Origin of the sequence: Pseudomonas sp. 06C 126 (assembly GCF_001855215.1) — a bacterium.
GTDB lineage: Bacteria > Pseudomonadota > Gammaproteobacteria > Pseudomonadales > Pseudomonadaceae > Aquipseudomonas > Aquipseudomonas proteolytica.
In genome coordinates, this window is record NZ_MIFU01000097.1 from 87,827 (window position 1) to 113,123 (window position 25,297).

General features: G+C 59.4%; 24 protein-coding genes. 6 read left to right on the forward strand and 18 right to left on the reverse strand.

Going from position 1 to position 25,297, the window contains the following annotated elements; all coding sequences use genetic code 11:
* Window positions 1–17: 17 nt before the first annotated feature.
* Entirely contained in the window at window positions 18–254 is a 237-nt protein-coding gene (locus tag BHC62_RS18630) for a hypothetical protein (RefSeq protein ID WP_070995761.1), read from the reverse strand.
* A 157-nt stretch (window positions 255–411) separates the two neighbouring features.
* On the opposite strand from BHC62_RS18630, the gene BHC62_RS18635 reads away from it, so the two are divergent.
* Window positions 412–876, forward strand: coding sequence for a glycine zipper 2TM domain-containing protein (locus BHC62_RS18635; RefSeq protein WP_029297142.1), 465 nt, complete (start codon window positions 412–414; stop codon window positions 874–876).
* Window positions 877–1,206: 330 nt separating this feature from the next.
* Here the strand turns inward: BHC62_RS18635 and BHC62_RS18645 are convergent, their stop codons facing one another.
* The gene (locus tag BHC62_RS18645; RefSeq protein ID WP_070995763.1) at window positions 1,207–2,412 is read right to left on the reverse strand and encodes an S-type pyocin domain-containing protein; all 1,206 of its coding nucleotides are present in this window, start codon (window positions 2,410–2,412) and stop codon (window positions 1,207–1,209) included.
* Window positions 2,413–2,571: 159 nt separating this feature from the next.
* The gene (nhaA, locus tag BHC62_RS18650; RefSeq protein WP_070995764.1) at window positions 2,572–3,759 is read right to left on the reverse strand and encodes a Na+/H+ antiporter NhaA; all 1,188 of its coding nucleotides are present in this window, start codon (window positions 3,757–3,759) and stop codon (window positions 2,572–2,574) included.
* A gap of 216 nt (window positions 3,760–3,975) precedes the next feature.
* On the opposite strand from nhaA, the gene BHC62_RS18655 reads away from it, so the two are divergent.
* Window positions 3,976–5,070, forward strand: coding sequence for a PLP-dependent cysteine synthase family protein (locus tag BHC62_RS18655; RefSeq protein ID WP_029297134.1), 1,095 nt, complete (start codon window positions 3,976–3,978; stop codon window positions 5,068–5,070).
* Window positions 5,071–5,266: 196 nt separating this feature from the next.
* Here BHC62_RS18655 and BHC62_RS18660 read toward each other — a convergent pair whose 3' ends face one another.
* Both BHC62_RS18660 and BHC62_RS18665 read right to left on the reverse strand, forming a co-directional pair.
* Window positions 5,267–6,880: an NAD(P)/FAD-dependent oxidoreductase gene (locus tag BHC62_RS18660; RefSeq protein ID WP_029297133.1), complete on the reverse strand. Its 1,614-nt coding sequence runs from the start codon at window positions 6,878–6,880 to the stop codon at window positions 5,267–5,269.
* Between the two features lie 106 nt (window positions 6,881–6,986).
* Window positions 6,987–7,658: a COG3650 family protein gene (locus BHC62_RS18665; RefSeq protein ID WP_070995765.1), complete on the reverse strand. Its 672-nt coding sequence runs from the start codon at window positions 7,656–7,658 to the stop codon at window positions 6,987–6,989.
* A 172-nt stretch (window positions 7,659–7,830) separates the two neighbouring features.
* Here BHC62_RS18665 and BHC62_RS18670 point away from each other — a divergent pair, with 172 nt between their 5' ends.
* The gene (locus tag BHC62_RS18670; RefSeq protein ID WP_070995766.1) at window positions 7,831–8,187 is read left to right on the forward strand and encodes a hypothetical protein; all 357 of its coding nucleotides are present in this window, start codon (window positions 7,831–7,833) and stop codon (window positions 8,185–8,187) included.
* A 17-nt stretch (window positions 8,188–8,204) separates the two neighbouring features.
* On the opposite strand, the gene BHC62_RS18675 is transcribed toward BHC62_RS18670, so the two are convergent.
* Window positions 8,205–8,804 carry a short chain dehydrogenase gene (locus tag BHC62_RS18675; RefSeq protein WP_070995767.1) on the reverse strand — a complete coding sequence of 200 codons (600 nt, stop codon included), beginning with the start codon at window positions 8,802–8,804 and terminating at the stop codon, window positions 8,205–8,207.
* Between the two features lie 105 nt (window positions 8,805–8,909).
* On the opposite strand from BHC62_RS18675, the gene BHC62_RS18680 reads away from it, so the two are divergent.
* A complete protein-coding gene (locus BHC62_RS18680) occupies window positions 8,910–9,818 on the forward strand; it encodes a LysR family transcriptional regulator (RefSeq protein ID WP_070995768.1) in 909 nt (302 codons plus the stop codon).
* Here the strand turns inward: BHC62_RS18680 and BHC62_RS18685 are convergent.
* The 9 genes from BHC62_RS18685 to BHC62_RS18725 all read right to left on the reverse strand — a co-directional run bounded on the left by BHC62_RS18685 (window position 9,815) and on the right by BHC62_RS18725 (window position 17,509).
* On the reverse strand, window positions 9,815–10,300 hold the full coding sequence (locus BHC62_RS18685) for a DoxX family protein (protein WP_070995769.1): 486 nt from the start codon (window positions 10,298–10,300) through the stop codon (window positions 9,815–9,817). The two genes, BHC62_RS18680 and BHC62_RS18685, sit on opposite strands and share 4 nt — an antisense overlap.
* Complete coding sequence (locus BHC62_RS18690) at window positions 10,297–11,061, reverse strand: DNA-binding domain-containing protein (RefSeq protein ID WP_070995770.1); 765 nt, start codon at window positions 11,059–11,061, stop codon at window positions 10,297–10,299. Before BHC62_RS18690 ends, BHC62_RS18685 begins: the two co-directional genes overlap by 4 nt.
* Entirely contained in the window at window positions 11,058–11,939 is an 882-nt protein-coding gene (locus tag BHC62_RS18695) for a DUF692 domain-containing protein (protein WP_070995771.1), read from the reverse strand. Before BHC62_RS18695 ends, BHC62_RS18690 begins: the two co-directional genes overlap by 4 nt.
* Window positions 11,940–11,961: 22 nt before the next feature.
* On the reverse strand, window positions 11,962–12,270 hold the full coding sequence (locus BHC62_RS18700) for a DUF2282 domain-containing protein (protein WP_029297117.1): 309 nt from the start codon (window positions 12,268–12,270) through the stop codon (window positions 11,962–11,964).
* 243 nt (window positions 12,271–12,513) lie between these two features.
* On the reverse strand, window positions 12,514–13,215 hold the full coding sequence (locus tag BHC62_RS18705; protein ID WP_029297115.1) for an ABC transporter ATP-binding protein: 702 nt from the start codon (window positions 13,213–13,215) through the stop codon (window positions 12,514–12,516).
* Complete coding sequence (gene livG / locus BHC62_RS18710) at window positions 13,216–13,983, reverse strand: high-affinity branched-chain amino acid ABC transporter ATP-binding protein LivG (protein WP_038446527.1); 768 nt, start codon at window positions 13,981–13,983, stop codon at window positions 13,216–13,218.
* Window positions 13,980–15,233, reverse strand: coding sequence for a high-affinity branched-chain amino acid ABC transporter permease LivM (locus tag BHC62_RS18715; protein WP_029297111.1), 1,254 nt, complete (start codon window positions 15,231–15,233; stop codon window positions 13,980–13,982). The genes livG and BHC62_RS18715 overlap by 4 nt, the downstream gene beginning before the upstream one ends.
* A complete protein-coding gene (gene livH, locus BHC62_RS18720; protein WP_029297109.1) occupies window positions 15,230–16,153 on the reverse strand; it encodes a high-affinity branched-chain amino acid ABC transporter permease LivH in 924 nt (307 codons plus the stop codon). Before livH ends, BHC62_RS18715 begins: the two co-directional genes overlap by 4 nt.
* A gap of 228 nt (window positions 16,154–16,381) precedes the next feature.
* Entirely contained in the window at window positions 16,382–17,509 is a 1,128-nt protein-coding gene (locus BHC62_RS18725) for a branched-chain amino acid ABC transporter substrate-binding protein (RefSeq protein WP_029297106.1), read from the reverse strand.
* Between the two features lie 341 nt (window positions 17,510–17,850).
* Between BHC62_RS18725 and BHC62_RS18730 the strand changes: the two genes are divergently transcribed.
* Window positions 17,851–18,156: a DUF2288 domain-containing protein gene (locus BHC62_RS18730; RefSeq protein WP_029297105.1), complete on the forward strand. Its 306-nt coding sequence runs from the start codon at window positions 17,851–17,853 to the stop codon at window positions 18,154–18,156.
* Between the two features lie 298 nt (window positions 18,157–18,454).
* Here BHC62_RS18730 and BHC62_RS18735 read toward each other — a convergent pair whose 3' ends face one another.
* The 3 genes from BHC62_RS18735 to BHC62_RS18745 form a co-directional block, all read right to left on the reverse strand.
* The gene (locus BHC62_RS18735) at window positions 18,455–20,635 is read right to left on the reverse strand and encodes a hypothetical protein (protein ID WP_029297104.1); all 2,181 of its coding nucleotides are present in this window, start codon (window positions 20,633–20,635) and stop codon (window positions 18,455–18,457) included.
* A 209-nt stretch (window positions 20,636–20,844) separates the two neighbouring features.
* Window positions 20,845–23,070: a bifunctional diguanylate cyclase/phosphodiesterase gene (locus BHC62_RS18740; protein WP_070995772.1), complete on the reverse strand. Its 2,226-nt coding sequence runs from the start codon at window positions 23,068–23,070 to the stop codon at window positions 20,845–20,847.
* 141 nt (window positions 23,071–23,211) lie between these two features.
* Window positions 23,212–23,580 (reverse strand): YkgJ family cysteine cluster protein, encoded by a 369-nt coding sequence (locus BHC62_RS18745; protein ID WP_029297096.1) that lies wholly within the window; start codon window positions 23,578–23,580, stop codon window positions 23,212–23,214.
* Window positions 23,581–23,827: 247 nt separating this feature from the next.
* On the opposite strand from BHC62_RS18745, the gene BHC62_RS18750 reads away from it, so the two are divergent.
* The gene (locus BHC62_RS18750) at window positions 23,828–25,174 is read left to right on the forward strand and encodes an MFS transporter (protein ID WP_029297094.1); all 1,347 of its coding nucleotides are present in this window, start codon (window positions 23,828–23,830) and stop codon (window positions 25,172–25,174) included.
* Window positions 25,175–25,297: the final 123 nt, after the last annotated feature.

Genomic DNA, 25,297 nt, shown 5'->3' on the forward strand with positions numbered 1-25,297 from the left:
GCCGACTCCTACAGCCTCTACTTGACCTCATATTGCCGTGCTGCGTCCTGCAGCCACTGTGGCAAGTCCTTACGCTTGACCTTCTCAGCCTTGGCGCGGTCCAACTGTTGCAGCATAAAGTTGCGCTTGTGCTGATCGTCTCCTGCCAGTGACAGCGCCAGGTCGCGGTCTACCCAGCGCTTGATCCGCCGGTACAGCCACCAATGGAAATACAGGCCGGCTGCGGTGGTAGCTACAATGATGAAGTAGTCCATGAAATTCCTTGTCTGGGTGCAGGTGCTACCGTTTGTCTGTTTTTGCGGTACAGCCTGTCTGTACTGGGGCTGAATGAAAGCAATTTTCTCCGGGCCGTGCCGTGACAGGCGTCAAGCAGCGGAGTCTAATAAAGATATGTCCTTTGGAGTTGATGCTATGCGTAAGTCTGTTCTGCTGGTTGCCTGCTTTACCACCATGTCGTTGCTGCTGGGTGGCTGCGCCTCCAGTCTGACCGGCGACTCGTATTCCCGTGACGAAGCCCGTCGCGTGCAGAGCGTGCGCATGGGCACCATTGAATCCCTGCGTCCGGTCAAGATCGAAGGCACTAAGACCCCAATCGGCGGCGCAGCAGGCGCAGTCATCGGTGGTGTTGGTGGTAGCGCTATCGGCGGCGGTCGCGGCAGCATCGTCACCGCCGTTATCGGTGCCGTGGCGGGCGGCCTGCTGGGCTCGGCCACCGAAGAAGGCCTGACCCGCACCCAGGGCGTTGAAATCACCGTGCGCGAAGACGACGGCAGCATGCGCGCCTACGTCCAGGCCGTGCAGGAAAACGAAATCTTCCGCATCGGCGACCGCGTGCGCATCATGACCGTAGACGGGACCAGCCGCGTTACCCGCTAAGCGTCATACAGTAAAAGAAAAACCCCGACCGGGTGACTGGTCGGGGTTTTTTCAGTTTGGCTACGGATTTTCTTAATATGATTTTTAATTTCGGGCGGGCGCGTTAAACGTTGCAAGTAAGTTGGAAGTGATGAATAGAGTCATTTATCACTCTGCCGGCTAAGGTTTCTATAGCCGTCAGTTGAGCGGGGGTCAGGTTGTAGCCCTCCCAGCCATGTTGCTCTTCGGACCATTGCATTATGGTTTTCAACTTGTCCTCGCACCCATGAGGTAGCTCGATTACGAACACTTGCAGGTCAGTAACCTTATCGAAGGCTTCAATCAGATATCTCATGGCTCTATTCTCCGTTCTTTTTCCTTTTTTGATTTTTTCGTGGAGGTGGGGTTGCCAGTTATATGGTCAAACTCACCTATGTGCCTACCACGGGCGTCATACATTTCGATTGCGCCGTGCTGCAAATCCCACTCCAGAATCAGACCTTTGGCAGTTTTCCATCTTTTACGAAGGGCTCCTCCTCCTTTAACGGGTGTTTTACGAGCAACTACTTTTGCATCAGGGTAGGCCGGAAGTAACTCTGGTGCTGGATGGTACGCGTGGTCACCAGGTCGAATGTTTAGAACGACGTAAAGTGGTCGGATCCCCGACTCCGCCGGAAACACCAGAATGAAATCCTTATACTCCGGCGGATAAATCGGGTCGACGATGATACTCGCGGCTGTTTCCGTCGGCGGATACACCCATATGTGAGGCGTGGCTGGCGCAGCCTCCAGTGCGGGTATGCCAAGGGTGTCGGCAGGGTCGACAGCGGGTGTCCAGATCAGCTCAATGCCGTCACCCAAATCCACTACGTGTTGCGTGCCCCGTAGTTGAAACTGCACGACATCGACCATTTCCCAATCACGATTCTTCCCCGTGTAGAAGGCATAGCCTTTCAGGCTGCCGTCGTCCTGTTGTTCGATATTCAGGCGCACGCGGGTGCGGGCGCGGGGCAGGCTGCGTAATTGTTCATCGCTGTAGAGCGCGCTGTCGCCCAGCGTTGAGGGCCATAGCAGTGCGACCAGGCCCAGCATGAAGCCTGTTGCAACGGTCCCGGTGGCAGTGGCCGTGCCCTTAATGGCCGAGCCTGCGAGTGCCAACGAGCCCAGCCCGGCAGGCAATACAGTTGCGCTTATCTTCTGGAGAGGGAGCCGGCCAGTTGCATCTGTTTCACGGCCGCCCAGCACCGCATGTTCGCCATAGTCTGCGAGGCGCTCCAGGGGAATGTAACCAGACGGGTTGTTGTAGCTGATGATGGTGTCCGGCAAGTTGCAGGACTTGGCGAAAACGCACCCGACGACAGGAGCCGGGGTCGGTTCTGACGTAGGCTGAAGCTTTGCTTCGTAGGCCTGCTGGCGGGCGAGCATTGCGTTGTAGGGTTGCTGGAGCGCCTCGCGGGCGGCCAGTTCGCGCTCGTTCATAGGTTCCAGGCGGCGATAGCCACCGGTGCCGGTCCCGTAGGAGCGCCAGACCTGCGGTCTGTCTTGGTTGTTGGCCATCATGCCCTCCCGGCGAGTTACACCGCGACATCCGTTCTTGAAGTCGGATGTGCGACGTTATGGGAGGAGCACGAGAAAAAATGTAGGAAGGTGCTGTAAGCGAGGGGAGAAGAGGCTTAAAGAATGAGGGGGCAGGAAAGCCTGCCCCCTCGTTACGCGTTATGCGTTGACCGTCACCCGCTTGCGACTGGCCATCGCCGTCACTGCATAACCAATCAATGCAGCAAGGATCGAACCGGTGAGAATGCCCATCCGGTCCATCCCGGCGTATTCGCTACTGCCTGGTACGAACGCCAGCGAACCGACAAACAGGCTCATGGTGAAGCCAATACCACACAGGATGGCCACGCCCATGACTTGGCCCCAATTGGCGCCGGTCGGTAGCGCCGCAAGGCCGGTTTTCACTGCGAGCCAGGTCAGGCCAAACACACCGACGGTCTTGCCCACCAGCAGGCCTGCGGCGATACCCATAGGCACATGGTGGGTGAAGCTTTCCAGGTTGACCCCGGCCAGGGACACACCAGCGTTGGCAAACGCGAACAGCGGCAGGATGCCGTACGCCACCCACGGGTGCAGGGCGTGTTCCAGGCTCAGCAGGGGCGATGGCTCGGCGTTCTTGGTGCGCAGCGGAATGCAGAACGCCAGGGTGACGCCGGCCAGGGTTGCGTGCACACCACTCTTGAGTACACAGACCCACAGGATCAGGCCGATGATCAGATAGGGCCCGAGTTTCACCACCCCCAGGCGGTTCATGGCTATCAGCGCGACAAGGCACGCGCCAGCGCCTGCCAGCGACGCGGTGGACAGGTCGCCGGAGTAGAAAATCGCGATGACAATGATGGCGCCCAAGTCATCAATGATCGCCAGGGTCATCAGGAACAGCTTCAGCGACACCGGGACACGCTTGCCCAGCAGTGCCAGCACGCCGAGGGCAAAGGCGATATCGGTGGCCATCGGGATGGCCCAGCCGCCCAGCGCCGCCGGGTTATCCTTGTTCAGCGCCCAGTAGATCAGCGCCGGCACCACCATGCCGCCGATAGCCGCTGCGCCTGGCAGCACGACCTGGGAAGGCTTGGACAGGTGGCCGTCGAGCAACTCGCGCTTGACCTCCAGGCCGATCAGCAGGAAGAACAGGGCCATCAGGCCGTCGTTGATCCATAGCAGTGAAGGCTTGGCGATTTGCAGGGCGCCGATCTGGACGGCGACGGGCACTTCAAGAAAGCTGTTATAGAACGAGGACAGCGGCGAATTGTTGATGATCAGGGCCAGGGCGGCTGCAGCGATCAGTAACAGACCACTGGCCGCTTCGAGCTGGAAGAAACGGGTAAACGTGCTACGCAGAGGCAAGGGATGCTCTCCAATCAAAGTTCAATAGGGGCGTACCCTAACCCGTACTGTTAGTTGTTAAAACAAAAGTTATATTCTTTTTTGTTATATAAAATCGCTGTTGTATGGATTGCGTCAAAGCCTGGCAATTGTGTATCGAATTGAGTCATGACTGTATCTGTGTGCAGTGTAGGAAAGTCCCTAAGATCAAGCCTGAAAACTTAATGGAACCTGAGCATGAGCGACCACCGTCCGTGGGCCCGAGAGGCCATCCGCATTATTGAAGCGGACTTCCAGCGCAGCGCCGACACCCACCTGATCCCCCTACCGCTGCCGGGTTTGCCGGGGATCGAGTTGTATTTCAAGGATGAGTCCAGCCACCCCACCGGGAGCCTCAAGCACCGGTTGGCCCGCTCTTTGTTCCTGTATGCCCTGTGCAACGGCTGGCTCAAGCCGGGCGCGCCGGTGATCGAAGCCTCCAGCGGCTCGACGGCGATTTCCGAGGCGTACTTCGCGCGCTTGTTGGGCCTGCCGTTCATTGCGGTGATGCCGGCCACGACCTCCCAGGAAAAGATTGCGCAGATCGCCTTTTACGGCGGCAAGAGCCATCTGGTACAGGATCCCACGCAGATCTACGCCGAATCCGAGCGCCTGGCGCAGGAAAGCGGCGGGCACTTCATGGACCAGTTCACCTACGCCGAACGGGCCACCGACTGGCGGGCGAACAACAATATTGCCGAGTCGATCTTCCAGCAGTTGCGTTTCGAGCGGCATCCCGAGCCGAGCTGGCTGATTTCCAGCCCGGGTACCGGCGGTACCACCGCGACCCTCGGGCGTTATGTGCGTTATCGCCAGCATTGCACCCGGGTGTTATGCGCCGACGCCGAGCGTTCGGTGTTCTTCGAGTATTACCAGACCGGTGATGCCAGCCTGCGCCTGGACTGCGGTTCGCGGATCGAGGGCATTGGCCGGCCACGGGTAGAAGCGTCATTTCTGCCCAAGGTGATCGATGCGATGGTCAAGGTGCCGGATGCCTTGTCATTGGCCGCCATGCATTACCTGGCGCAACGCTTGGGACGGCGGGTCGGGGGTTCCAGCGGTACCAATCTGATTGGCGCGTTGATTGCCGCGCAGCAGATGCAGGCGGCAGGGGAGTCGGGGTCTATCGTGGCGATTCTGTGTGATGGGGGCGAGCGTTATGCAACGACCTATTACGACGATGCGTGGCTGGTCGGGCAAGGGTATGAGTTGGAGGAGCTGATTGACGCAGTTGCAGCCAGTGTCGAGCGGGGCGAGCCGTTGCCGGACAGCATCCTGCGCGCCAATATCTAAAATTTCCTGTGTATGGAAACCATTGTGGGAGCCGGGCTTGCCCGCGGTGGCCGTAGGTATCTACACAACTCTCCAGTGGCAAGCCCGCTCGCCACAGGAAAGTTCGTCAGTTTCTGAAAGTTGTGTAGATACCTATGGTGGCCATCTCGGGCAAGTCCGGCTCCCACAATAGAGAGGGGTGTTTGCGGGTGAGCTGTCAGGCCTCGATGCCGAGGATATCCCGGGCCACGGCTTCGGCAATCCGAATCCCGTCAACGCCTGCCGACAAGATCCCACCGGCATAACCGGCGCCTTCGCCGGCCGGGAACAACCCTTTGACATTCAAGCTCTGCATCGACGCATCGCGAGTGATCCGCAGCGGCGACGAAGTGCGGGTCTCGATCCCGGTCAGTACCGCGTCGTGCAGCGAGTAGCCCTTGATCTGCTTCTCAAAGGCCGGCAACGCTTCGCGGATGGCCTCGATGGCGAAGTCTGGCAAGGCCAGGGCCAAGTCACCGAGGGCTACACCTGGCTTGTAGGACGGTTCCACAGTTCCAATGGCGGTGGACGGCTTGCCGGCGATGAAATCACCGACCAGTTGCGCCGGCGCTTCGTAGTTGCTGCCGCCGAGGATGAACGCGTGGGACTCCAGGCGCTCCTGCAACTCGATCCCGGCCAGAGGGCCTCCCGGGTAGTCCACTTCCGGGGTGATGCCGACCACGATCCCGGAGTTGGCATTGCGCTCGTTACGCGAGTACTGGCTCATGCCATTGGTCACGACCCGATTTGGCTCGGAAGTGGCCGCAACCACCGTACCGCCCGGGCACATGCAGAAGCTGTATACCGAACGGCCGTTCTTGGCGTGGTGCACCAGCTTGTAGTCGGCCGCGCCCAGTTTCGGGTGCCCGGCATACTTGCCCAGGCGTGCGGCGTCGATCAGCGATTGCGGGTGTTCTATGCGAAAGCCCACCGAAAATGGCTTGGCTTCCATGTACACACCACGGCCGTGGAGCATGCGGAAGGTGTCGCGGGCGCTGTGGCCGAGGGCAAGAATCACGTGCTTGGAGAGGATCTGTTCGCCCCCAGCGACCACCACGCCATTCAACTGGCCGTCTTCGATCAGCACGTCGGTGACCCGCTGTTCAAAACGCACCTCACCGCCCAGGGCGATGATCTGCTGGCGCATGTTTTCCACCACACCGGTCAGACGAAAGGTGCCGATGTGCGGCTTGCTGACATAGAGGATCTCATCCGGCGCGCCGGCCTTGACGAACTCATGCAAGACCTTGCGCCCGTGGAACTTCGGGTCCTTGATCTGGCTGTAGAGCTTGCCGTCGGAAAAGGTTCCGGCGCCGCCCTCGCCGAACTGCACGTTGGACTCGGGGTTGAGTACGCTTTTGCGCCACAGGCCCCAGGTGTCCTTGGTACGTTGGCGCACTTCGCGGCCGCGTTCGAGGATGATCGGCTTGAAACCCATCTGCGCCAGCAACAACCCGGCAAAGATCCCGCAAGGGCCGAAGCCGACAACGATGGGCCGCTCGCTCAGGTCTGCCGGCGCCTGGCCCACGACTTTGTAGCTGACATCGGGCGCGGCATTGATATTGCGGTCGTCGGCGAACTTGAGCAGCAGGGCAGCTTCACCCTTGACCTCAAGGTCGACGGTGTAGATAAAGCACAGCTCCGACGATTTCTTGCGCGCATCGTAGCTGCGTTTGAACAGGGTGAAATCGAGCAGATCATCACTGGCGATGCCCAGGCGCTGCACGATGGCCGGCCGCAGGTCTTCTTCGGGATGGTCGATGGGCAGCTTGAGTTCGGTGATTCGTAGCATGACAGGATCCGATATGCGGCGTTTGGTAGGGCCGGCGGTTTTGCAAACCGGCGATTATAAGCCCCAACGACGCATTCCCGTCATGCTAAAACAGCCCAGGGGCGAATCAGTCGTCTCGCGAGCCGCCAAATGCCGCGCAGCCACGCTGCACTTGACCGTTGATCCGAAGTTCGGCGCTCATGTGTTGCAGGCTGCCGCTGACGCTATCGATGCAGCGCTGGGGCGCGACCCACAGTTCAATCTGCTGGCCGTTGGCTTCGGTGGTGAGGTTGAAACGGCCGTCACCCAGTTGCTCTTCCACATAAGGCACCGGCAACGGTGGCTGGCCTTCGCGTTGCAGGACCATGCCCTTGTTGGTCACATTCAGTGCCCAGGCTGGCTTGTGCCCGTTGGCGCGCAGGATCATGCGCTTGAAGTCCGGGTCGTCACAGGCTGAGGTCGAGCGTTCGACGCGGTATAGCTGTTGCAGCTCCACCTGGCCCTGGGTGCCGCTGGCGACCCCGGAAAACTTGCCGCGCAAGTCGGCAAACAACGCCCCTTGCTGGCCGGCCAGGGACGCCGCTTCCTGGAGGATGCTGGTACCGCCGGTATCGTTGACCACGTAGTTACGCTGGTCATGGCAGGGCTGGAACAGCAATTTGTCGCCGATGGCCGTCAATTCGCCTTGCATGCGAGTCAGGCCCGCAGTGGAGGGCGTCGCCGGATCGCGTTCAAACACCTGGCAGGCAGCGAACAAGGGCAGCAGGGCAAACAGAGCAAGGGTACGGGCGGCAAGCATTATCGGGTCTCCTGACAAGTGCCGCCACGTTACGCAGGCTGGCGCTGCATCACAAGCCGAGGATGGCGGGCGATTAGGTTTCAGCATTTTAATGGCGCGCGGATTTAAGCCTTTTCCTCTGTTTGCTGTGCCAACCTTGTGCAACGTTCAAGCTTTTCAAAGGAGCACGTGTATGAGCCTTCGATGGGCCTTTTTCGCCCTCGTTTGGATGACGCCCCTGGCCTGGGCCCAGGCTCCGGCCAAGCTGTTCTACAGCTCACAGACCGACTTTACCGAGATCACGGTGAGCCTGAAAAAAGCCTCTGTGCCCCGGCCTGAGTTTATTCAAGTCAACGTGACGCTGACGCCCGAAGCCAGGGCGCGTACCAAAGCCCTGAGCCTGTTGGCCATGCACAAACGGATAACGCTGTATCTCAATGGCCGGCAGCTCAATACCGCGACGGTTCAGAGTGTCCTCGACGGCCCCGACCTGACGTTTTCCATTCCCCGTGACCAGCTGCTGGAGATGATGCCATCGCTGCTCGAGTGATACTGGCCGGCCGCCGTTCAGCCGACGATGTAAGTCTGTCCGGTCTGTAAGCCTTCAACACTCTTTGCGTAGGCTAATGCCACCTCCGCCGCAGGAACCGGCTTGAAGCCCCTGAAGTACGGCGCATAGCTGCCCATAGCCTCCACCAACACGGTCGGGCTGACCGAATTGATGCGCAAGCCCCGTGGCAATTCAATCGCCGCCGCTTTGATGAAGGCATCGATGGCGCCATTGACCAGTGCGGCCGAAGCGCCGGTGCGGATCGGGTCGCGATTGAGGATGCCGCTGGTGAAGGTGAACGACGCACCGTCGTTGGCAAACTCGCGGCCGATCAGCAGCAGGTTGACCTGGCCCATCAGTTTGTCTTGCAGGCCGAGGTCGAAGTGGCTGGCATCCATGTCGCCCAGGGGCACGAAGTTGACGTTGCCGGCGGCGCAGACCAGGGCGTCGAACTTGCCAGTTTGCGCAAACAGTTGGCGGATCGACGCGCTGTTGCTGATATCGACCTGAAAGTCGCCGCTCTTGCGACCAATGCTGATCACTTCGTGGCGCTGGGACAGCTCGGCCTTGACTGCCGAGCCCACCGTGCCGCTAGCGCCAATCAACAGGATTTTCATGGTGTGGTACCTCAAAGGGTTCAAGTGAGCCTGCAGTCTAGAGTGGTTTTTTCGGCAGATAAGCGCACTAATAGGCAACCTTTGGTTTTCAATTGGAAACAATCCATGAGCGAGATGGACGACCTGGCGGCGTTTGCGGTGTTGATCGAAGCCGGCAGCTTTACCCTGGCAGCCCAGCAACTGGGCTGCAGCAAGGGGCAGCTGTCCAAGCGCATCAGCCAGCTGGAGGCACAGTTCTCGGTGGTGTTACTGCACCGCACCACCCGCCGACTCAATCTGACCGCTGCCGGCGCGGCCTTGCTGCCACAAGCCCAGGCGCTGGTCATCCAGGTGGATCGCGCACGTCAGGCATTGGCCCGGCTGAAAGACGATGTGGCCGGGCCGGTGCGTATGACGGTTCCGGTTTCCCTGGGCGAAACCTTCTTTGATGGCCTGTTATTGGAGTTTTCCCGCCAGTACCCGCAAGTGCAGGTCGAAGTGGATCTGAGCAATAATTATCGCGACTTGGCCAGGGATGGTTTTGATCTGGCGGTACGCTCAGAGGTTGCCAACGATGAGCGCCTGGTCGCCAAGCCCCTGTTGGCCTGGCATGAAATGACCTGTGCCAGCCCGGCATATCTGCAACAGTACGGTGAGCCGCTGACACCCGCGGATCTGGTTGGGCACCGCTGTTTACTCAACAGCCATTACAGTGGGCGTGAAGAGTGGTTGTATCACCAGCAGCACGAGCTGTTGCGAGTGCGGGTGGATGGCACGTTTGCCTCCAACCACTACAACCTGCTGAAAAAGGCCGCGCTGGTGGGGGCCGGTATCGCACGGTTGCCGTCCTATCTGTTGCAAGAGGAATTGGCTGACGGCCGGCTTCGTTGGCTCTTGCGTGATTATCAGACCCGCAGCATGCCGATGTACCTGGTGCACCCGTATCAGGGCGGGCTACCGCGTCGCACCCAAGTGCTGGCCGATTACCTGGTGGGCTGGTTCAAACGTAACGGCGAAGCGTTGGACCGGCTCTAGCGCCAGCGCCGGGCGATCCAGTGATCAATCGATAGCCGTCCTGGCCCCTTGGCCATCAATACCAGAAGCAACGCGATCCAGGTGCCGTGGGTCGGGTAGGCATCCGGATAGACAAACAGTTGAATCACCAGGGTCATGCCCAGTAACGCCAGCGCTGAAAAACGTGTGGCGAGGCCCAGCAGAATCAGGACCGGGAAAAAGTGCTCGGCGAACGTCGCCAGGTAGGCGGCCACTTCTGCGGGCACAAACGGTAGCCGGTATTCACTTCGAAACAACGGCACGGTGGAGCTGGCCAGGTGGGGCATGCCCAGTTCGAAGGTGCCATCTATCAGGTCGACGGCAAACCCCTGGACCTTGGTCTGGCCGGACTTCCAGAACACCGCCGCAATGGAAAAGCGTGCGACAAGGGCGATCAGGCTGTAGGGGATTTTTTCGAAGGTTTGAGTGATGCGTGCACTCAGGCACGGGGCGGCAGTATTCATGGGTGTACCTTGATTTGGGTGATGGCGCGGTGGTTGATCAGCAGTCCCAGGCATTGGTGCAGGTCGAATTCGCTGGCCGCGTCGAGGGCGTATGCCATCGCCATTTCCAGGGGCCAATCGTTGTTCAGGCTGTTGATGAAGGTCACGCAGCCGCTGTCGATGCAAAACACTTCGACCTCCAGGCCGTTGCGCAGGACCAGCGCACTTTGCCCATGCCAGGGGTCGAGTCGGGCGACGGGGTCGGTGGTTTGGTGCGCAGCCCATAGAGCCACCACGGCGTAGTCCGAGCGCAAGGTGGCAACGCAGGGATGCAATTGCAGGCGCACGTTGCCCAGACTTGATAACTGCTGCAGTTGGTTCACCACGGCGTGTGGATTGGCCACGGGGGTGTCGATGGCGTGATATGCACTGATGCGCAAGCGTTCCAGTCGAGCCACGTCGGCCACGTACGGCACATCGGCAGCGGGGGCGAAGCCCTTGATAAAGTCCGCCAGGTCACTGCCGTAGTCGTGGAGCAGCGGGCTGATAGGCGGATACGCCTGGATATACAACCCCGCCATCGCCCGAAAAAAATGCTCGCCCACCAGTTGTTGGGTCACCGGATAACTGTCGGCCAGGGCGTTGATCAATGAGCTGTGGACGTTATTGCGATACACCGCAAAACGGCTGGCAGGATCGGCGCCATTGCGGCTGAATAATCCATCCGGGCATGGCAGGCCCAGCGTAAGCAGGGCCTGGGCGAACTGTTCGTGCCGGTTCATGGGTGCACCGCCGCAGCCAGCAGATGCCGGTCCGCTTGCCGGGCTTCGGCGTGCAATACGCTAAAGGCCGGTACATCGTTGTCGCGCTCGATCAGCGTAGCCACCGGGCCGGTGCGTTGCAGTGCCTGTTGATACAACTGCCAGACGGCGTTGTCGACCGGCGCTCCGTGGTCATCGATCAGCAGGCGATCACCGAGGCTGTCGGCATCTTCGGCAAAACCCGCCAGATGAATCTCGCCCACGCTGTGCAAAGGCAAGGCATTGAGGTAGGCCAACGGATCCTGCTGATGATTGATGCAGGACACATACACATTGTTCACGTCCAGCAACAAGCCGCAGCCGGTGCGCCGGATGACCTCGCTGATAAAGTCGGTTTCGTCCAGGGAGGAGTGTTGGAACAGCAGGTAGGTCGACGGGTTCTCCAGCAACATGCGCCGCTTGAGCGTGCTTTGTACCTGGTCAATGTGTTCGCACACCCGCTTGAGGGTTGCGTTGTCATAGGCCAGGGGCAGCAGATCATTGAGAAACACCGGGCCGTGGCTGGACCACGCCAGGTGTTCGGAAAAGGAGTGGGGTTGATAGCGTTCCACCAGTGCCGCCAGGCGCGCCAAGTGAGCGTGGTCCAGCGGGCCTTCGCCGCCGATGGACAGGCCGACGCCGTGCAGCGACAGCGCATAGTGCTCGCGGATCAACCCCAGGTAGTGGTGGAACGGTCCGCCGGCCACCATGTAGTTTTCGGCATGGACCTCAAAAAAACCAATGTCGGGCAGGGTGGCGAGCACTTGCTGGAAGTGCTCGCTCTTGAGCCCCAGCCCGGCCCGCCGCGGAAGGCCGGGAGCCTGAGCCTGGGCGACATCAGGCAGGGATGAAAGCGTCATCGTCAGTACTCAGGCGGGGGATTCAGGATTTGGCCTTGAAGGCTTCCAGTTGGCCAAAACCGGTTGGCGAGGTTTTGCTTTCCATCTTCATGCAGGTGCCCTCGGGGACCAGGTTCCAGGCGTTGGCCTGGTAGTCGGTTTTCGAGGTGCCCGCGCAGGTGGTGCCGGCGCCTGCGGCGCAGTCGTTCTTGCCTTTGAGGGCGACGCCAAAGCATTTTTCCATCTTCGGCTCGTCGGCATGGGCGACAGTGGTCAGGGTGCTCAGGCTCAAGGCAGAACCGAGGGCCAGGACGAGGGTGGCGGCGGACAGCGAACGGGTGGTAGTGGTCATGGTGTTTCTCCAGTAGTGAGGTAGGTAAGAAAGCGTTTGTGCTTGCTTACCCCACTAGAGAAAGGGGGGAGGGGATCGTTACACGGGGATCGAAGAAAACTTGAAAACAACGCAAATTCTACGGTTCACACAAAACAAATGTGGGAGCGGGCTTGCCCGCGATAGAGGTGTGTCAACCAATACATCCGGCCCTGACACTCCGCCATCGCGGGCAAGCCCGCTCCCACATTTTTTACGCCGTTTTTAGCCGCCCAGGTACGCCTCGCGCACTTTCGGGTCGGTCAGCAATTGCTCGCCGCTGCCCTGCATCACCACCCGGCCGTTTTCCAGTACATAGGCACGGTCGGCAATTTTCAACGCCTGGTTGGCGTTCTGCTCCACCAAAAACACCGTCACACCGTCCTTGCGCAGTTGCTCGATGATGTCGAAGATCTGCTGGATGATGATCGGTGCCAGGCCCAGGGAAGGTTCGTCCAACAGCAGCAGCTTGGGCTTGCTCATCAGCGCACGGCCGATGGCGAGCATCTGCTGTTCGCCGCCGGACATGGTGCCGCCGCGCTGGCTGAAACGCTCCTTGAGCCGAGGGAACAGGTGCAGCACCTTGTCCATCTGCTCCTGGTAATCGCCCTTGTCGGTAAAGAACCCGCCCATGGCGAGGTTTTCTTCCACGGTCAGGCGGGCAAACACCCGACGGCCTTCCGGGACCACGGCAATGCTCTTGCGCATGATCGCTGCCGAGTGCTGGCCCACCAGCTCCTCACCCATGTAGCGGATGCTGCCGCTGTGAGCCTGGGGCGAACCGCACAGGGTCATCAGCAAGGTGGACTTGCCGGCACCGTTGGCACCGATCAGGGTGACGATCTCGCCCTGGCGCACTTCCACGTTGACGTCGTGCAGGGCCTGGATCTTGCCGTAGAAAGTGGAAACGTTTTCGAATTGCAGCATTTACGCTTCCCCCAAATAGGCTTTGATCACTTCCGGGTTGTCGCGGATCTGCTCCGGCGTCCCGTTGGCCAATGGCGTGCCCTGGTTGATCACGACGATATGGTCGGAAATGCTCATGACCAGTTTCATGTCGTGCTCGATCAGCAGCACGGTGGCGTTGTTTTCTTCACGCAGCACACCGATCAACGCCTTGAGGTCTTCGGTTTCCTTGGGGTTGAGGCCTGCCGCCGGTTCGTCGAGCATCAGGATCCGCGGGCGGGTCATCATGCAGCGGGCGATTTCCAGGCGACGTTGCTGACCATAGGCCAGGGTGCCGGCCGGGCGGTTGGCAAACTCGGTGAGGTTGACCTTGTCCAGCCAATACGCGGCGTACTCCATGGCCTCGCGCTCGCTCTTGCGGAACGCCGGAGTCTTGAACAGGCCTGCGAAGAAGTTGGTGTTCAGGTGACGGTGCTGGGCAATCAGCAGGTTTTCCACTGCGGTCATGTCCTTGAACAACCGCACGTTCTGGAAGGTCCGCACCACGCCCTTGCGGGCGATCTCGTGACCGGCCAGGCCCTGGATCGGCTGGCCGTCCAGCAGGATGCTGCCACCGGCCGGCTTGTAGAAACCGGTCAGGCAGTTGAACACCGTGGTCTTGCCGGCGCCGTTGGGGCCGATCAAGGCGACCACTTGTTTCTCTTTGACGGTCAGGGCAACGCCATTGACCGCCAGCAAGCCGCCGAAGCGCATGCTCAGGTTTTCGACTTTCAGGATCTCGCGGCTCATTTGCGCAGCTCCATATGTGGACGTTGCATGGGCAGCAGGCCTTGAGGGCGCCAGATCATCATCAGCACCATCATGGCGCCGAACATCAACATGCGGTACTCGCTGAACTCACGCATCAGTTCCGGCAGCAGGATCATCACGATGGCCGCAAGAATCACGCCCAGCTGCGAGCCCATGCCACCCAATACCACGATGGCGAGGATGATTGCCGACTCGATGAAGGTAAACGACTCCGGCGTCACCAGGCCTTGGCGAGCAGCAAAGAAGCTACCGGCAAAACCGGCGAACGCAGCACCCAGGGTAAAGGCGGAGAGCTTGATGATGGTCGGGTTCAGGCCCAGCGCGCGGCAAGCGATTTCGTCTTCACGCAGCGCTTCCCACGCGCGCCCGATCGGCATGCGCAGCAGGCGGTTGATCACGAACAGCGCGGCCAGGGCCAGCAGCAGGGCGACCAGGTACAGGAACACCACCTTGCTCACCGGGTTGTAGGCAATCCCGAAGTACTCGTGGAAGGTCTGCATGCCCTCGGCAGCGGAGCGATCAAACGACAAGCCGAAGAACGTTGGCTTGGGAATGCTGCTGATGCCGTTGGGACCACCGGTGATATCGGTGAGGTTACGCAGGAACAGGCGGATGATTTCACCGAAGCCCAGGGTCACGATGGCCAGGTAGTCACCGCGCAGGCGCAACACCGGGAAGCCCAGCAGGAAGCCGAACGTCGCCGCCGCCATGCCGGCCAATGGCAGGCAGATCCAGAAGCTCCAGCCCAAGTAGTGCGAGAGCAGCGCATAGGTGTAGGCACCCACTGCGTAGAAACCCACGTAACCCAGGTCGAGCAGCCCGGCCAGGCCCACCACGATGTTCAGGCCCAGGCCCAGCAACACGTAGATCAGGATCAGGGTGGCAATATCCACGGCACCACGGGAGCCGAAGAATGGCCAGATCAACGCGGCCACGATCAGGCCGATGATGATGTAGCGCTGGGTGCGCGGCAGGGTCAGGAACTGGCTGACCTTGGGCGAGACCAGCGGGCCCCGGTTGGACTTGAGCAGCGCACCAACCTGCTGGGTGAACAGTACCCGCAGGAACATCAGCACCGAGCACAGGGCGATGATGGTCAGTGTCACCGGCCCGGTGCCGTGTACTTCAAGGTTGATCCCGACAATGCTCAACTTGAGCCCGAGTACCGGAAAGGCCACGGCCCATACCAGCAAGGCGCTGAAAAACGCCGATTTAAGATATCTGCTCATACTTTCTCAACCTCCGGACGGCCCAGGATGCCGGTCGGCCGGAATAACAGCACCAGAACCAATAGACCGAAGGCCACCACGTCCTTGTACTGGTCGCCGAAGATATCGGCACCAAAGGCTTCGGCCACACCCAGCACCAGCCCCCCGAGCATGGCGCCCGGAATACTGCCGATGCCGCCCAGAACCGCCGCGGTAAAGGCTTTGAGGCCCACCAGGAAGCCGGCGTTGGGGTTGATCACGCCATACTGCATGCTCAGCAGCACCGCCGCGACGGCGGCCAATGCAGCACCGATCACGAAGGTCAGGGCAATGATGTTGTTGGTGTTGATGCCCAACAGGTTGGCCATCTTGATGTCTTCGGCGCAGGCCCGGCAGGCGCGCCCCAGACGGGAGCGGGAGATGAACAGGGTCAGGCCGAGCATCGCCACCAGGGTGACGACGAAGACCAGGATCTGCATGTAGGAAATCAGGACTTCTTCTGCACCGCCCGGCCCGAAGGAAATACTGCCCGGGATCAGGTTGGGAATGGACTTGTCCTTGGAGTCCTGGGACAGCAATACGGTGTTCTGTAGGAAAATCGACATGCCGATGGCGGAAATCAACGGGATCAACCGGTTGCTGCCACGCAAGGGGCGGTACGCAACGCGTTCGATACTGTAGCCGTAGGCACTTGTTACGACGATTGACGCGAGGAACGCGGCAGTCATCAACAGCGGCAGGGAGTGGATACCCATCATGGCCAACCCGGCAATGGCGATGAAAGCCACATAGGAGCCAATCATGTACACCTCGCCGTGGGCGAAGTTGATCATTCCAATGATGCCGTAAACCATTGTGTAGCCAATGGCTATCAAGGCATAGGTGCTGCCAATGGTCAGGCCATTAACCAGCTGTTGGAAAAAATGATAGATCTCAGGCATTACAGCGCTCCTAAAAACCCGATACGCATTTCACTGGTGGAGTCATCTTCCAGCCTGGTGCTGTGTTCTGTGAGCACATTTGCACAAAGCATTTGCCAGCGAACCGCTGGTGACGGTTTTAAGATTTTCAGGTGAACCAGCGCCCGGATCGCGGGTGCGTGGCCCATAAACCTCGTAAAACAAAACCCACTGCTTGCACAGTGGGCTTGTTGTCCAGTAACGCCTGGCTTACTGAGGGGAAACTTCGGTTTTTGGTTGACCGAAGTGCCATTCGTAGACCACGAACTTGAAGTCTTTCAGGTCGCCCTTGGCGTCGAAGCTCAGGTCGCCGGTCGGGGTCTTGAAGGTACCCGCGTGGATGGCCTCGGCCACTTTGGTGGTGTCTTCGCTTTTGGCAGCAGCGATGCCGCCGGCAATGATTTCCACCGCCGAGTAGGCTGGGAACACGAACGGACCGCTTGGGTCTTTGCCGTCAGCCTTGAGTGCGTCGACGATTGCCTTGTTGGCAGGGTCTGCGTCGAAGGATTTCGGCAGGGTGACCAGCAGGCCTTCGGAAGCTTTCTGGGCGATTTGCGAGATGGAGTCGTTACCCACGCCTTCCGGACCCATGAACTTGGCTTTCAGGCCTTTTTCCTGGGCTTGGCGCAGGATCAGCCCCAGTTCTGGGTGGTAGCCGCCGTAGTAGACGAAGTCGACGTTGGCTTGCTTGAGCTTCTGGATGATCGAGGAGAAGTCTTTGTCACCGGCGTTCAGGCCTTCGAACACGGCAACCTTGGTGCCTTTGCTCTCGAGGGTCTGCTTGACCGCAGTGGCGATGCCTTCACCGTACTGTTGCTTGTCGTGCAGTACTGCAACGACCTTCGGCTTGACGTGGTCGGCGATGTAGTTGCCGGCCGCTGGGCCCTGGGCGCTGTCCAGGCCGATGGTACGGAAGACCAGCTTGTAGCCACGAGCGGTGATTTCCGGGCTGGTGGCGGCAGGCGTGATCATGATCACGCCTTCGTCTTCGTAGATGTCGGTAGCGGGTTGAGTGGAGCTGGAGCAGAGGTGGCCGACCACGAACTTGACGCCGTCGTTGACCACTTTGTTGGCTACGGCAACCGCTTGTTTAGGGTCGCAAGCGTCATCGTATTCCTTGGCTTCGAGCATCTTGCCGTCGACACCGCCCTTGGCGTTGATGTCTTTGATGGCTTGCTTGGCGCCCATGAACTGCATATCGCCGTATTGGGTCACAGGGCCGGTTTTAGGGCCGGCAATACCGATCTTGATGGTGTCAGCTGCGAACGAATGGCCGGCAACCCCAGCCAGGACCATAGCGGCAAACAGTTTGGAAATCTGCTTAGTAGCCTTATTCATAGTGCTCCACTCTTACTGTTGTATTTTTTATAGTTCTAGCGGCCTTGTGGGCTACAGAACCGGATCAGATATCTCGGATATCCCCCCGGCAGCGGCCTGGCAACTGTACCGGTACAGTGTAGAGCGCCGGTTGATCGCTTGAAAAGCTAGCTACTGGGGGCAAACCCTGGGTATGTCGCTTAAATGAAAGAAAAAGACAGAATTGCGGCGGGTGAATGCCAGAGTCTCGGGCAATCCTTGGCGTTCCTGACGCTTTCAATCGGTGCCTCAATTGCAACTGGGTTTTTCTGAGGAAGTCTCGACGGTATGATTGCGCCGATTTTTTCCTCAGGTGAGTTCCCATGACGCAAGAACCTAGCACCCTCTATGCCAAGCTGCTCGGCGAAACCGCGGAAATTTCCTGGAAGGAGCTTGAGCCGTTCTTCGCCAAGGGTGCCCTATTGTGGGTCGACGCGGGCCTGGATTTGATCGAAGCCGCCGAGGGCATGGCCGAGGATAGCCGGGACAAAGTGGCCGCCTGGCTGGCCTCGGGGAGCCTTGGCGAAGTGTCTGCGACGCGGGCATTGGACCTGCTGGAGCGTGATCCGAGCCTGTGGGCGGTGGTGGTTTCGCCGTGGATTCTGATCCAGGAAAGGGCATCGAATTAAATGTTCGCACTGAAATGGTGCGAGTTTTTCCCGGTGGGAAGTGTGTAGCGGAGTAACCGCTTTCGCCATGATGGCAACTGGCCGTGAAGAAAGGTCACAGGCGAGGGTGACGTAAACGTCATGGGAACAGTTTTGCGGGCCGCGAATGGCTCGGGGAATTGTTTCTTGGTGTGGCAAGGTTATGGATATTGTCGCCTGGCAGACCGCCTTCGCGAGCAAGCCCGCAGTCGACCGCATTCCAAGGGTGGACCTCGGTCAACTGTGGGAGCGGGCTTGCCCGCGAAGGCCGCGCCGCGGTCTAGGCCGTCTTCCCGGTATGGTTATTCAAGGAAATAACCTTGGTCTTGCCAATCCGGTGACGATAAATCTCACGCAGGTACTTGATCGCCTTCTTCACACAGTCCCGCGACAGGCGGATGTCGTTGATCGAGACAAACTTCTCTTTGTCATTGATCAGCTCGCGGTACTTCTTCTCATACATCGGCTTGATCGCGTACCAGTTGGTATCGAGGATTTTCGCCGGGTTCTCGAATTCGTTGAGCAACTCGTCAATACGGTCCTCGTCGAAGTCTTCATGGATGATGAAGTCCAGGATCGAGTTGTCCAGCGTCTCGTCGAAGCGGTACGGGTTGCGGGCAAAGCAGCGTTTGATAAAGGCCACGATCAACGTCAGGAAATCATCCGACAGGCACGGGCTCTTGGCGATCAGCGTGGTCAGCGACAGGTTGGCCGAGGCGCCGATCACCAGTGCGTAACGCTTGAGGGTGGTGTTGGGGAACAGGCTGTTGAGGTGCGTCTTGAGCCGGTTCAGGTCCATATAGGACAGTTTGTAGTCCTTGGGCAGGGATACGATGGACACCACCGACGAGCAGTTCTTGAAGAAGTGCAGGTCATGCAGGGCCGCCGCGTCATAGCCGGAATTCTTGTACTGCTCCAGCGACGCCCGATAGCGCTTGGACTCGATCGGCAGCAGGCTGATGCCTTCGATGGCCTGGGTGACCTTGTTGAAGTGGGGCAGGTCGATGGAACGGAAGAACAGGTCATCGATGTTCAAGCGCTGCGGTTCTTTTTCAAACACCTTGAACTTGTCATTCGACGGCGCCGGGGTTTCCGGGACCACAGACTCGGCATAGGCAATCGCCACCGGCCCGGCCAGGCTCATGAACAGGTCGTTGGCGTCCAGGCGAATGGTTTCACCGATATCAATGCCGGCCCGGCGGAAATAGTTCTGGTCGTAGTCGGTTGTCACCGCCTGGGCCGTCAGAATGTTGAAGATCTGCTGTGAGATGTACTGGTTGGCGTGTTTTTCCATGGCATTGACGTCAATGTTCTGGATGTTGCCATCGTCGCTTTCTTCGGCGTAACGCATGATGTCGTTGGAGATCAGCATCATGGCGTTCCACGGGCGAATACGCCCTTTGACGCTGGCCTCGCTGCTGTCTTCATTGTCGAAGTTGTACGAGAAGTCCCATTCCTCCGACAGGTACTTGCACAGCAGCCGCCCGGCGTTGATGTGCAGAGCCTCGGACATTTCGCTGCGGTGATCGGAGATATTCGGCAGCACGCAAATGCCGCTGGTGAAGATAGGCTCGAACACAAAGGCGTGGCCGCTCTTGCTGTCGTGCTCGTCGGCGGGCTTGGTGTCGAAGGTCTTGTTCATGTACGAGTGCTGCTGGGCCAGACCAAATTCCGAGGCCATGCCCGAGCCGGTGCCGCCGCCGGCGCTGAAGATCGAGAAGTACAGGCGCGACTGGTTGGCCTTGATCCCGCAGGAATCGATCAGGTACGAATGGATCATCTTCCAGTCGGGGCTGGAAAAACGCTGGGTGTCTTTGTTGAGGATGATCTTGGCCAGGTACTGGCCGAGGATCGGTGCGTTACCGGCGCCACCGGCGTGCACTTCCGACAGGTCCATGATTTTCATCTTGCTGTAGTCGCGCAAAAAGCCGCTTTTTTCGCCCTTGCGGGAAAAACGGATGCGCCCGGCAATGTCTTTGTCCAGGTCGCCGAGCATCACCAACGGTTCTACCAGGAATACCGGCTTGCTGGCCTTGCTGGCGCCCAGGCGCAGGTTGTTGCGGATCCATTGGGCAGGGCTGTAGCCCTTTTCAACGTAGGATTTGTCTTCGGTGCTGAACTCGTTCAAGTAGAACTTGCGCGCGTTGTAGACCAGCTCCGCGACATCCAGGGCAATGTTGGAACCGCAGCGCCCCAAGCCGATCAGGCAGACCGAGGGAAATTCCTGCTCGCTGCGTAACTCGCTGTCGCCCTCAAGGTGCGGCGGGCGTGGGAACACCATGTCGCGCAGGCCGTCGAGGTTGTCGAGGATGCGGTCGGTGTTGGTTTCGGTGAAGTACAGGTATTGCTGGGTGCCCAGCGCACGTTGACTGTTCAATGACTTTGAACCTGAGGGTTTTTCCGCAGGAGCTGTCAGCAACACGTCGGATACCGCAGTAACAGGATTATTTTTAGAAGTCATTGTGCGCCATGTGCCTGGACGGATGGCTGGAAAGCATCAAAGAGCCATCACCGAGTGAGAGTTCGCGACTTTTACAGTGCGTTTTAGGCCTCAGCGACCCGTCTTAACCCTATTTTTTCTAGGGAAAAGCGACGCCGGACTCTCATGAATCGGCCGTTCGTCGGCGTTCTTTAATCAAAATGATGGCGATATGCCAAGGCTTTTGCGCGTCAACGGATGGGACGTACCACCGAAGAGGTGTCCTTGCCGCCTGCCTGGCTTAACGGTGTGAGCGGGTTGTGCTGATCCAGCGCGATGATCAACGCGCTGACTTCATTGGCCGACACTGCTGCACTAAGCAGATAACCCTGCACATAGTCGCAACCATGCTTGATCAGAAGCTCCAGTTGTTGCGCAGTTTCCACCCCTTCGGTGATGACCTGCAGGTGCAGGGTGTGGGCCATGCCGATGATCGCCTGGACAATCTCCATATCGGTGGTGGATTTGGGAATGTCCTGGATAAAGGACCGATCGATTTTCAAGGTATTGAGGGGCAGGCGCTTGAGATAGGAAAGGGAGGAGTAACCGGTGCCGAAGTCATCGATGGACAGCGAAACGCCCAGCGCGCGGATTTGCCGCAGCAGGATCAGGGTGCTGCTGATGTTGCCCATCAAGGCATTTTCGGTCACTTCCAGTTCCAGGCGGCTGGCGGCGATACCACTGCTGCGCAGGGCATATTCGATCTCGTCCGCCAGTTCGTCACGGGCCAGGTTCAGGGCCGAGCAGTTGACGGCCATGCTCAGGTCGGGGTGGCCTTGTTCCGTCAGCCAGCTCAGGTCGGCACAGGCCTGGCGTAGTACCCAGTTGTCCAGTTCGGCGATCAGCCCGTTGTTTTCGGCAATACCGATAAACCGGTCGGGCGCCAGCAAACCATGGACGGGATGTTGCCAGCGCACCAGGGCTTCAAGCCGGGTGACTTTGCCTTTGCGCAGGTCGAGAATCGGTTGGTAATGCAGGACCAGTTCTTTTTGGTTGCGTAGTGCGTTACGCAGCTCCTCTTCCAGTTGCAGTTCAAGAGAGGCCCGGGTTTTCAGGTTGGAGCTGAAGAAATTCAAGCTGTTGCGCCCGCCATCCTTGGACTGATAGAGCGCCAGGTCGGCGGTTTTCAGCAGTTCCTCGCTGGTGGTCCCATCCTCGGGAAACACGCTGATACCGATGCTGGTGGTCATCACCATGCGCCGGCCGGCCAGCTCGATGGGCTCTTTCATTTTCAGCATGATGCGCTGGGCCATGTGCCGCGCTTCGTCGCGATGATGGATATTGATCAGGATGCAGAACTCATCGCCGCCAAACCGCGCCACTACATCATTGTGGCTGCGTACCGAACTCTTGATATGCCCGGCCAGGACCGTCAGCAGCTCATCGCCGGCGTCATGGCCCAGGCTGTCGTTGATCCGCTTGAAGTGGTCGATGTCGAGGAAAATCACCGCCAGCATGCCCCCGTCGAGGGATTTCTGTGCGAGCTTTTCGGCGAAGATCTGGTTGAAACCCCGGCGATTGAGCAGGCTGGTCAAGGCATCATAGTGGGCGACTTGCTGCAGGGACGCGCGCGCCTGGTCCAGTTCGGTCAGCAGAGTATTGACCCGACGCAGGTCGCGTTCCTTATGCTGCAGTTTCTTGTCGGCGAGGGCCGCACTGATGCTGCTGCCGATCACCAGCAATGTGATGACGGCCACCGACAACCCCAGTTGCGTCGGGTTATTGTCGATTGGCAGCGGCGGCACAGCCCCTGTGGGCAGCAGCAGTTGCATGGCGGCCATGCCGGTGAAGTGCATGCTGAGAATGCCAGCGCCGAGCACCAGGCTGGCGCCGTACTTGAGCAGTTGGTGGAACATCCCGCTGCCACTGCGCAGGTAATGGGACAACAGCAAGGCTGCCAGGCTGGCGCCGATGGCGATGGCCACCGACAACCCGAACAGCGCGCCGGAAAAGTACACCTGGGCCTCGGAGCGCATGGCGGCCATGCCCACGTAATGCATCAGGGCGATGCCCAGGCCCATCCAGATGGAGGCGACCAGGTATTGATGAAAGTGCAGTTGCGCATGACTGAGGGTTTGCATGGCGAATAGCGACGCGACCATTGCGATCAACAAGGAGGCAACGGTCATGAACACTTCGTAATGGATGGCAATGGGCGCCTGGAACGCCAGCATGCTGATGAAGTGAGTCGACCAGATCCCGCCGGCCAGGCAAGCGGCGCCGATCCAGCGCCAGCGGCGTTTTGCCGTGGGGTTGTCAACGTGGCCGACCCGTTCAGCCATGTCCAGGGTGCCGAAGCCCGCTGCGCAGGCAACCAGGTACGCCAGTAGCACCAGGAAGGGGTTATGGGTGCAATCGAGTAATAAATGCCCGCTCTCGGGAAGGGGGGTAAAAAAATGCAGACCCAGCCATTCCATAGCATGTCCCGTTTGAGTCATCTCGTGTCACGGCGCGCGGCGATGACCTATGGATTCGAGTATAGAAGGCTCAACGGAATCGCAAGCGGTAATGGCATTTTGACTTCTTCGATTTTGGCATGCTGGCCATAGCCAATGATTCTAAGCGCTGATCGGCAATTCGTACTCGTAAGGCGGTTGCTCAAGCGGCGCCAGGCCGAACGCGGCGCGGGCGGCGTCGCAATCGACGTTCACTTCGCCCTGGCTCCATGACGCTTCGAACTCCCGGCATACGCTGGAACGCTGGGCGTAGATCGAGCAGCGTGTGCCGCTGCCCACTTCGCCTTCCAGGCTGCAGCAGCGCGCCGGCTTTTGGTCGGTGCCGATCATCGCCACTCGGCTGGGGTTGATCTGTACCACCAGTTCATCGGGCACGGTGCCGCCTGATGAAGCGCATTCGCCCCAAAAGAAAGACACGCGAAAGTGTGAACAGCAGGCACCGCAATTCAGACACGGACTGGCATCGGACATGGCACGTCATCAATAAGAGGTAAGGGGGGGAACTGCGGAAGGCTCGCTATTCTATTCCTGCCAAGGCGCTTGGGAAGGGGGGCGCGTGCTTATTTTTTTACCGGGGAAAATCGGGCTGCCCTGGATGAAATTACGCCCTATCAGCTTTACGAATCATTACAGACAACCGCGCCGCGCCTGACTAGATTGCAGGTTCCGGGCAGGATGCGTCGGCATCGAGCCTCTATAACAATAAAGAGACGGACCCATGCAGAACTCGACCCAAGCGGCGAATGCCTGGCGCATTCTGTTCCTGCTGTTCCTGGCCAACCTGTTCAACTTCTTTGATCGCACGATTCCGGCGATCATCATCGAGCCGATCCGCATGGAATGGCACCTCAGTGACTTCCAGCTCGGCATCATCGGCACCGCGTTCACCATCGTTTATGCCATTGCCGGCTTGCCTTTGGGGCGCCTGGCCGATACCGGCTCACGCAGCAAACTGATGGGCTGGGGCCTGGCGAGCTGGAGTGCGCTGACGGCGGTCAACGGTATGGTTGGCAGCTTCTGGACCTTCCTGCTGGTGCGCATGGGCATCGGTATTGGCGAAGCCAGTTATGCACCGGCCGCCAACTCGTTGATCGGCGACCTGTTCCCGGCCCACCGCCGCGCCCGGGCCATGGGGATTTTCATGCTGGGCCTGCCCTTGGGCCTGTTGCTGGCGTTCTTCACCATCGGCGCGATGGTCCAGGCGTTCGACAGCTGGCGTGCACCGTTCTTTATTGCCGCGGTCCCGGGGCTGATCCTCGCGGTCTTCATGTTCTACATCAAGGAGCCCAAGCGCGGCGCCGCCGAAACCGTGCAAGTTTCCCAAGAGAAAGTCGACCGGCCGATTCGTCGCGTGCTGGCGGTCCCGACCTTCCTTTGGTTGGTGCTGGCCGGGCTGTGCTTCAACTTTGCCACTTATGCCTGCAACTCGTTCCTGGTGCCGATGCTGCAACGCTACTTCCTGATGCCGCTGCAAGAAGCAGCGGTGGCAACCGGGGTGATTGTCGGTGTGACGGGCTTGTTCGGCCTGACCCTGGGTGGGCTGGTGGCCGACAAGATTCACCAACGTATCCCCAACGGCCGCCTGCTGTTTGCCGCGTTCAGCCTGATTATTTCCACGGTCTGCACGGCCTGGGCCCTGCATGCGGGGCGCATCGAGATTGGGGTGTTTGTCGCGGTGTTCAGCGTGGGCTGGCTGTTTGCCTATAACTTCTATACCTGTGTGTACACGGCGATTCAGGACGTGGTGGAGCCACGTCTGCGGGCTACGGCCATGGCACTGTTTTTTGCCGGCCTGTATCTGCTGGGTGGTGGTATGGGGCCAGTGGTGGTGGGCGCATTGTCTGATCACTTTGCCCATGCGGCGATGTATGCGGCGGGTGCCGAACAAATGACCGAAGCGTTCAAGGCCGTGGGCCTGCATGACGCCATGTACCTGATCCCGGTGGCGTTGTTCCTGACCATGCTGTTTCTGTTTCAGGCTTCGCGGTGTTTTGTGCGCGATGCCAAGCGGATGAAGGATGGGTTGGGGGTGGTGGAGGTGCCTGGTCCGGCGGTTCCTGCTTGAGATCGAGGTGATGCCATCGCAGGCAAGCCAGCTCCCACAGTTAACCGAGTTGCCAACTGGAACACCGGTCAACTGTGGGAGCTGGCTTGCCTGCGATGAGGCCCTCAAGACCCCATAAAAAAG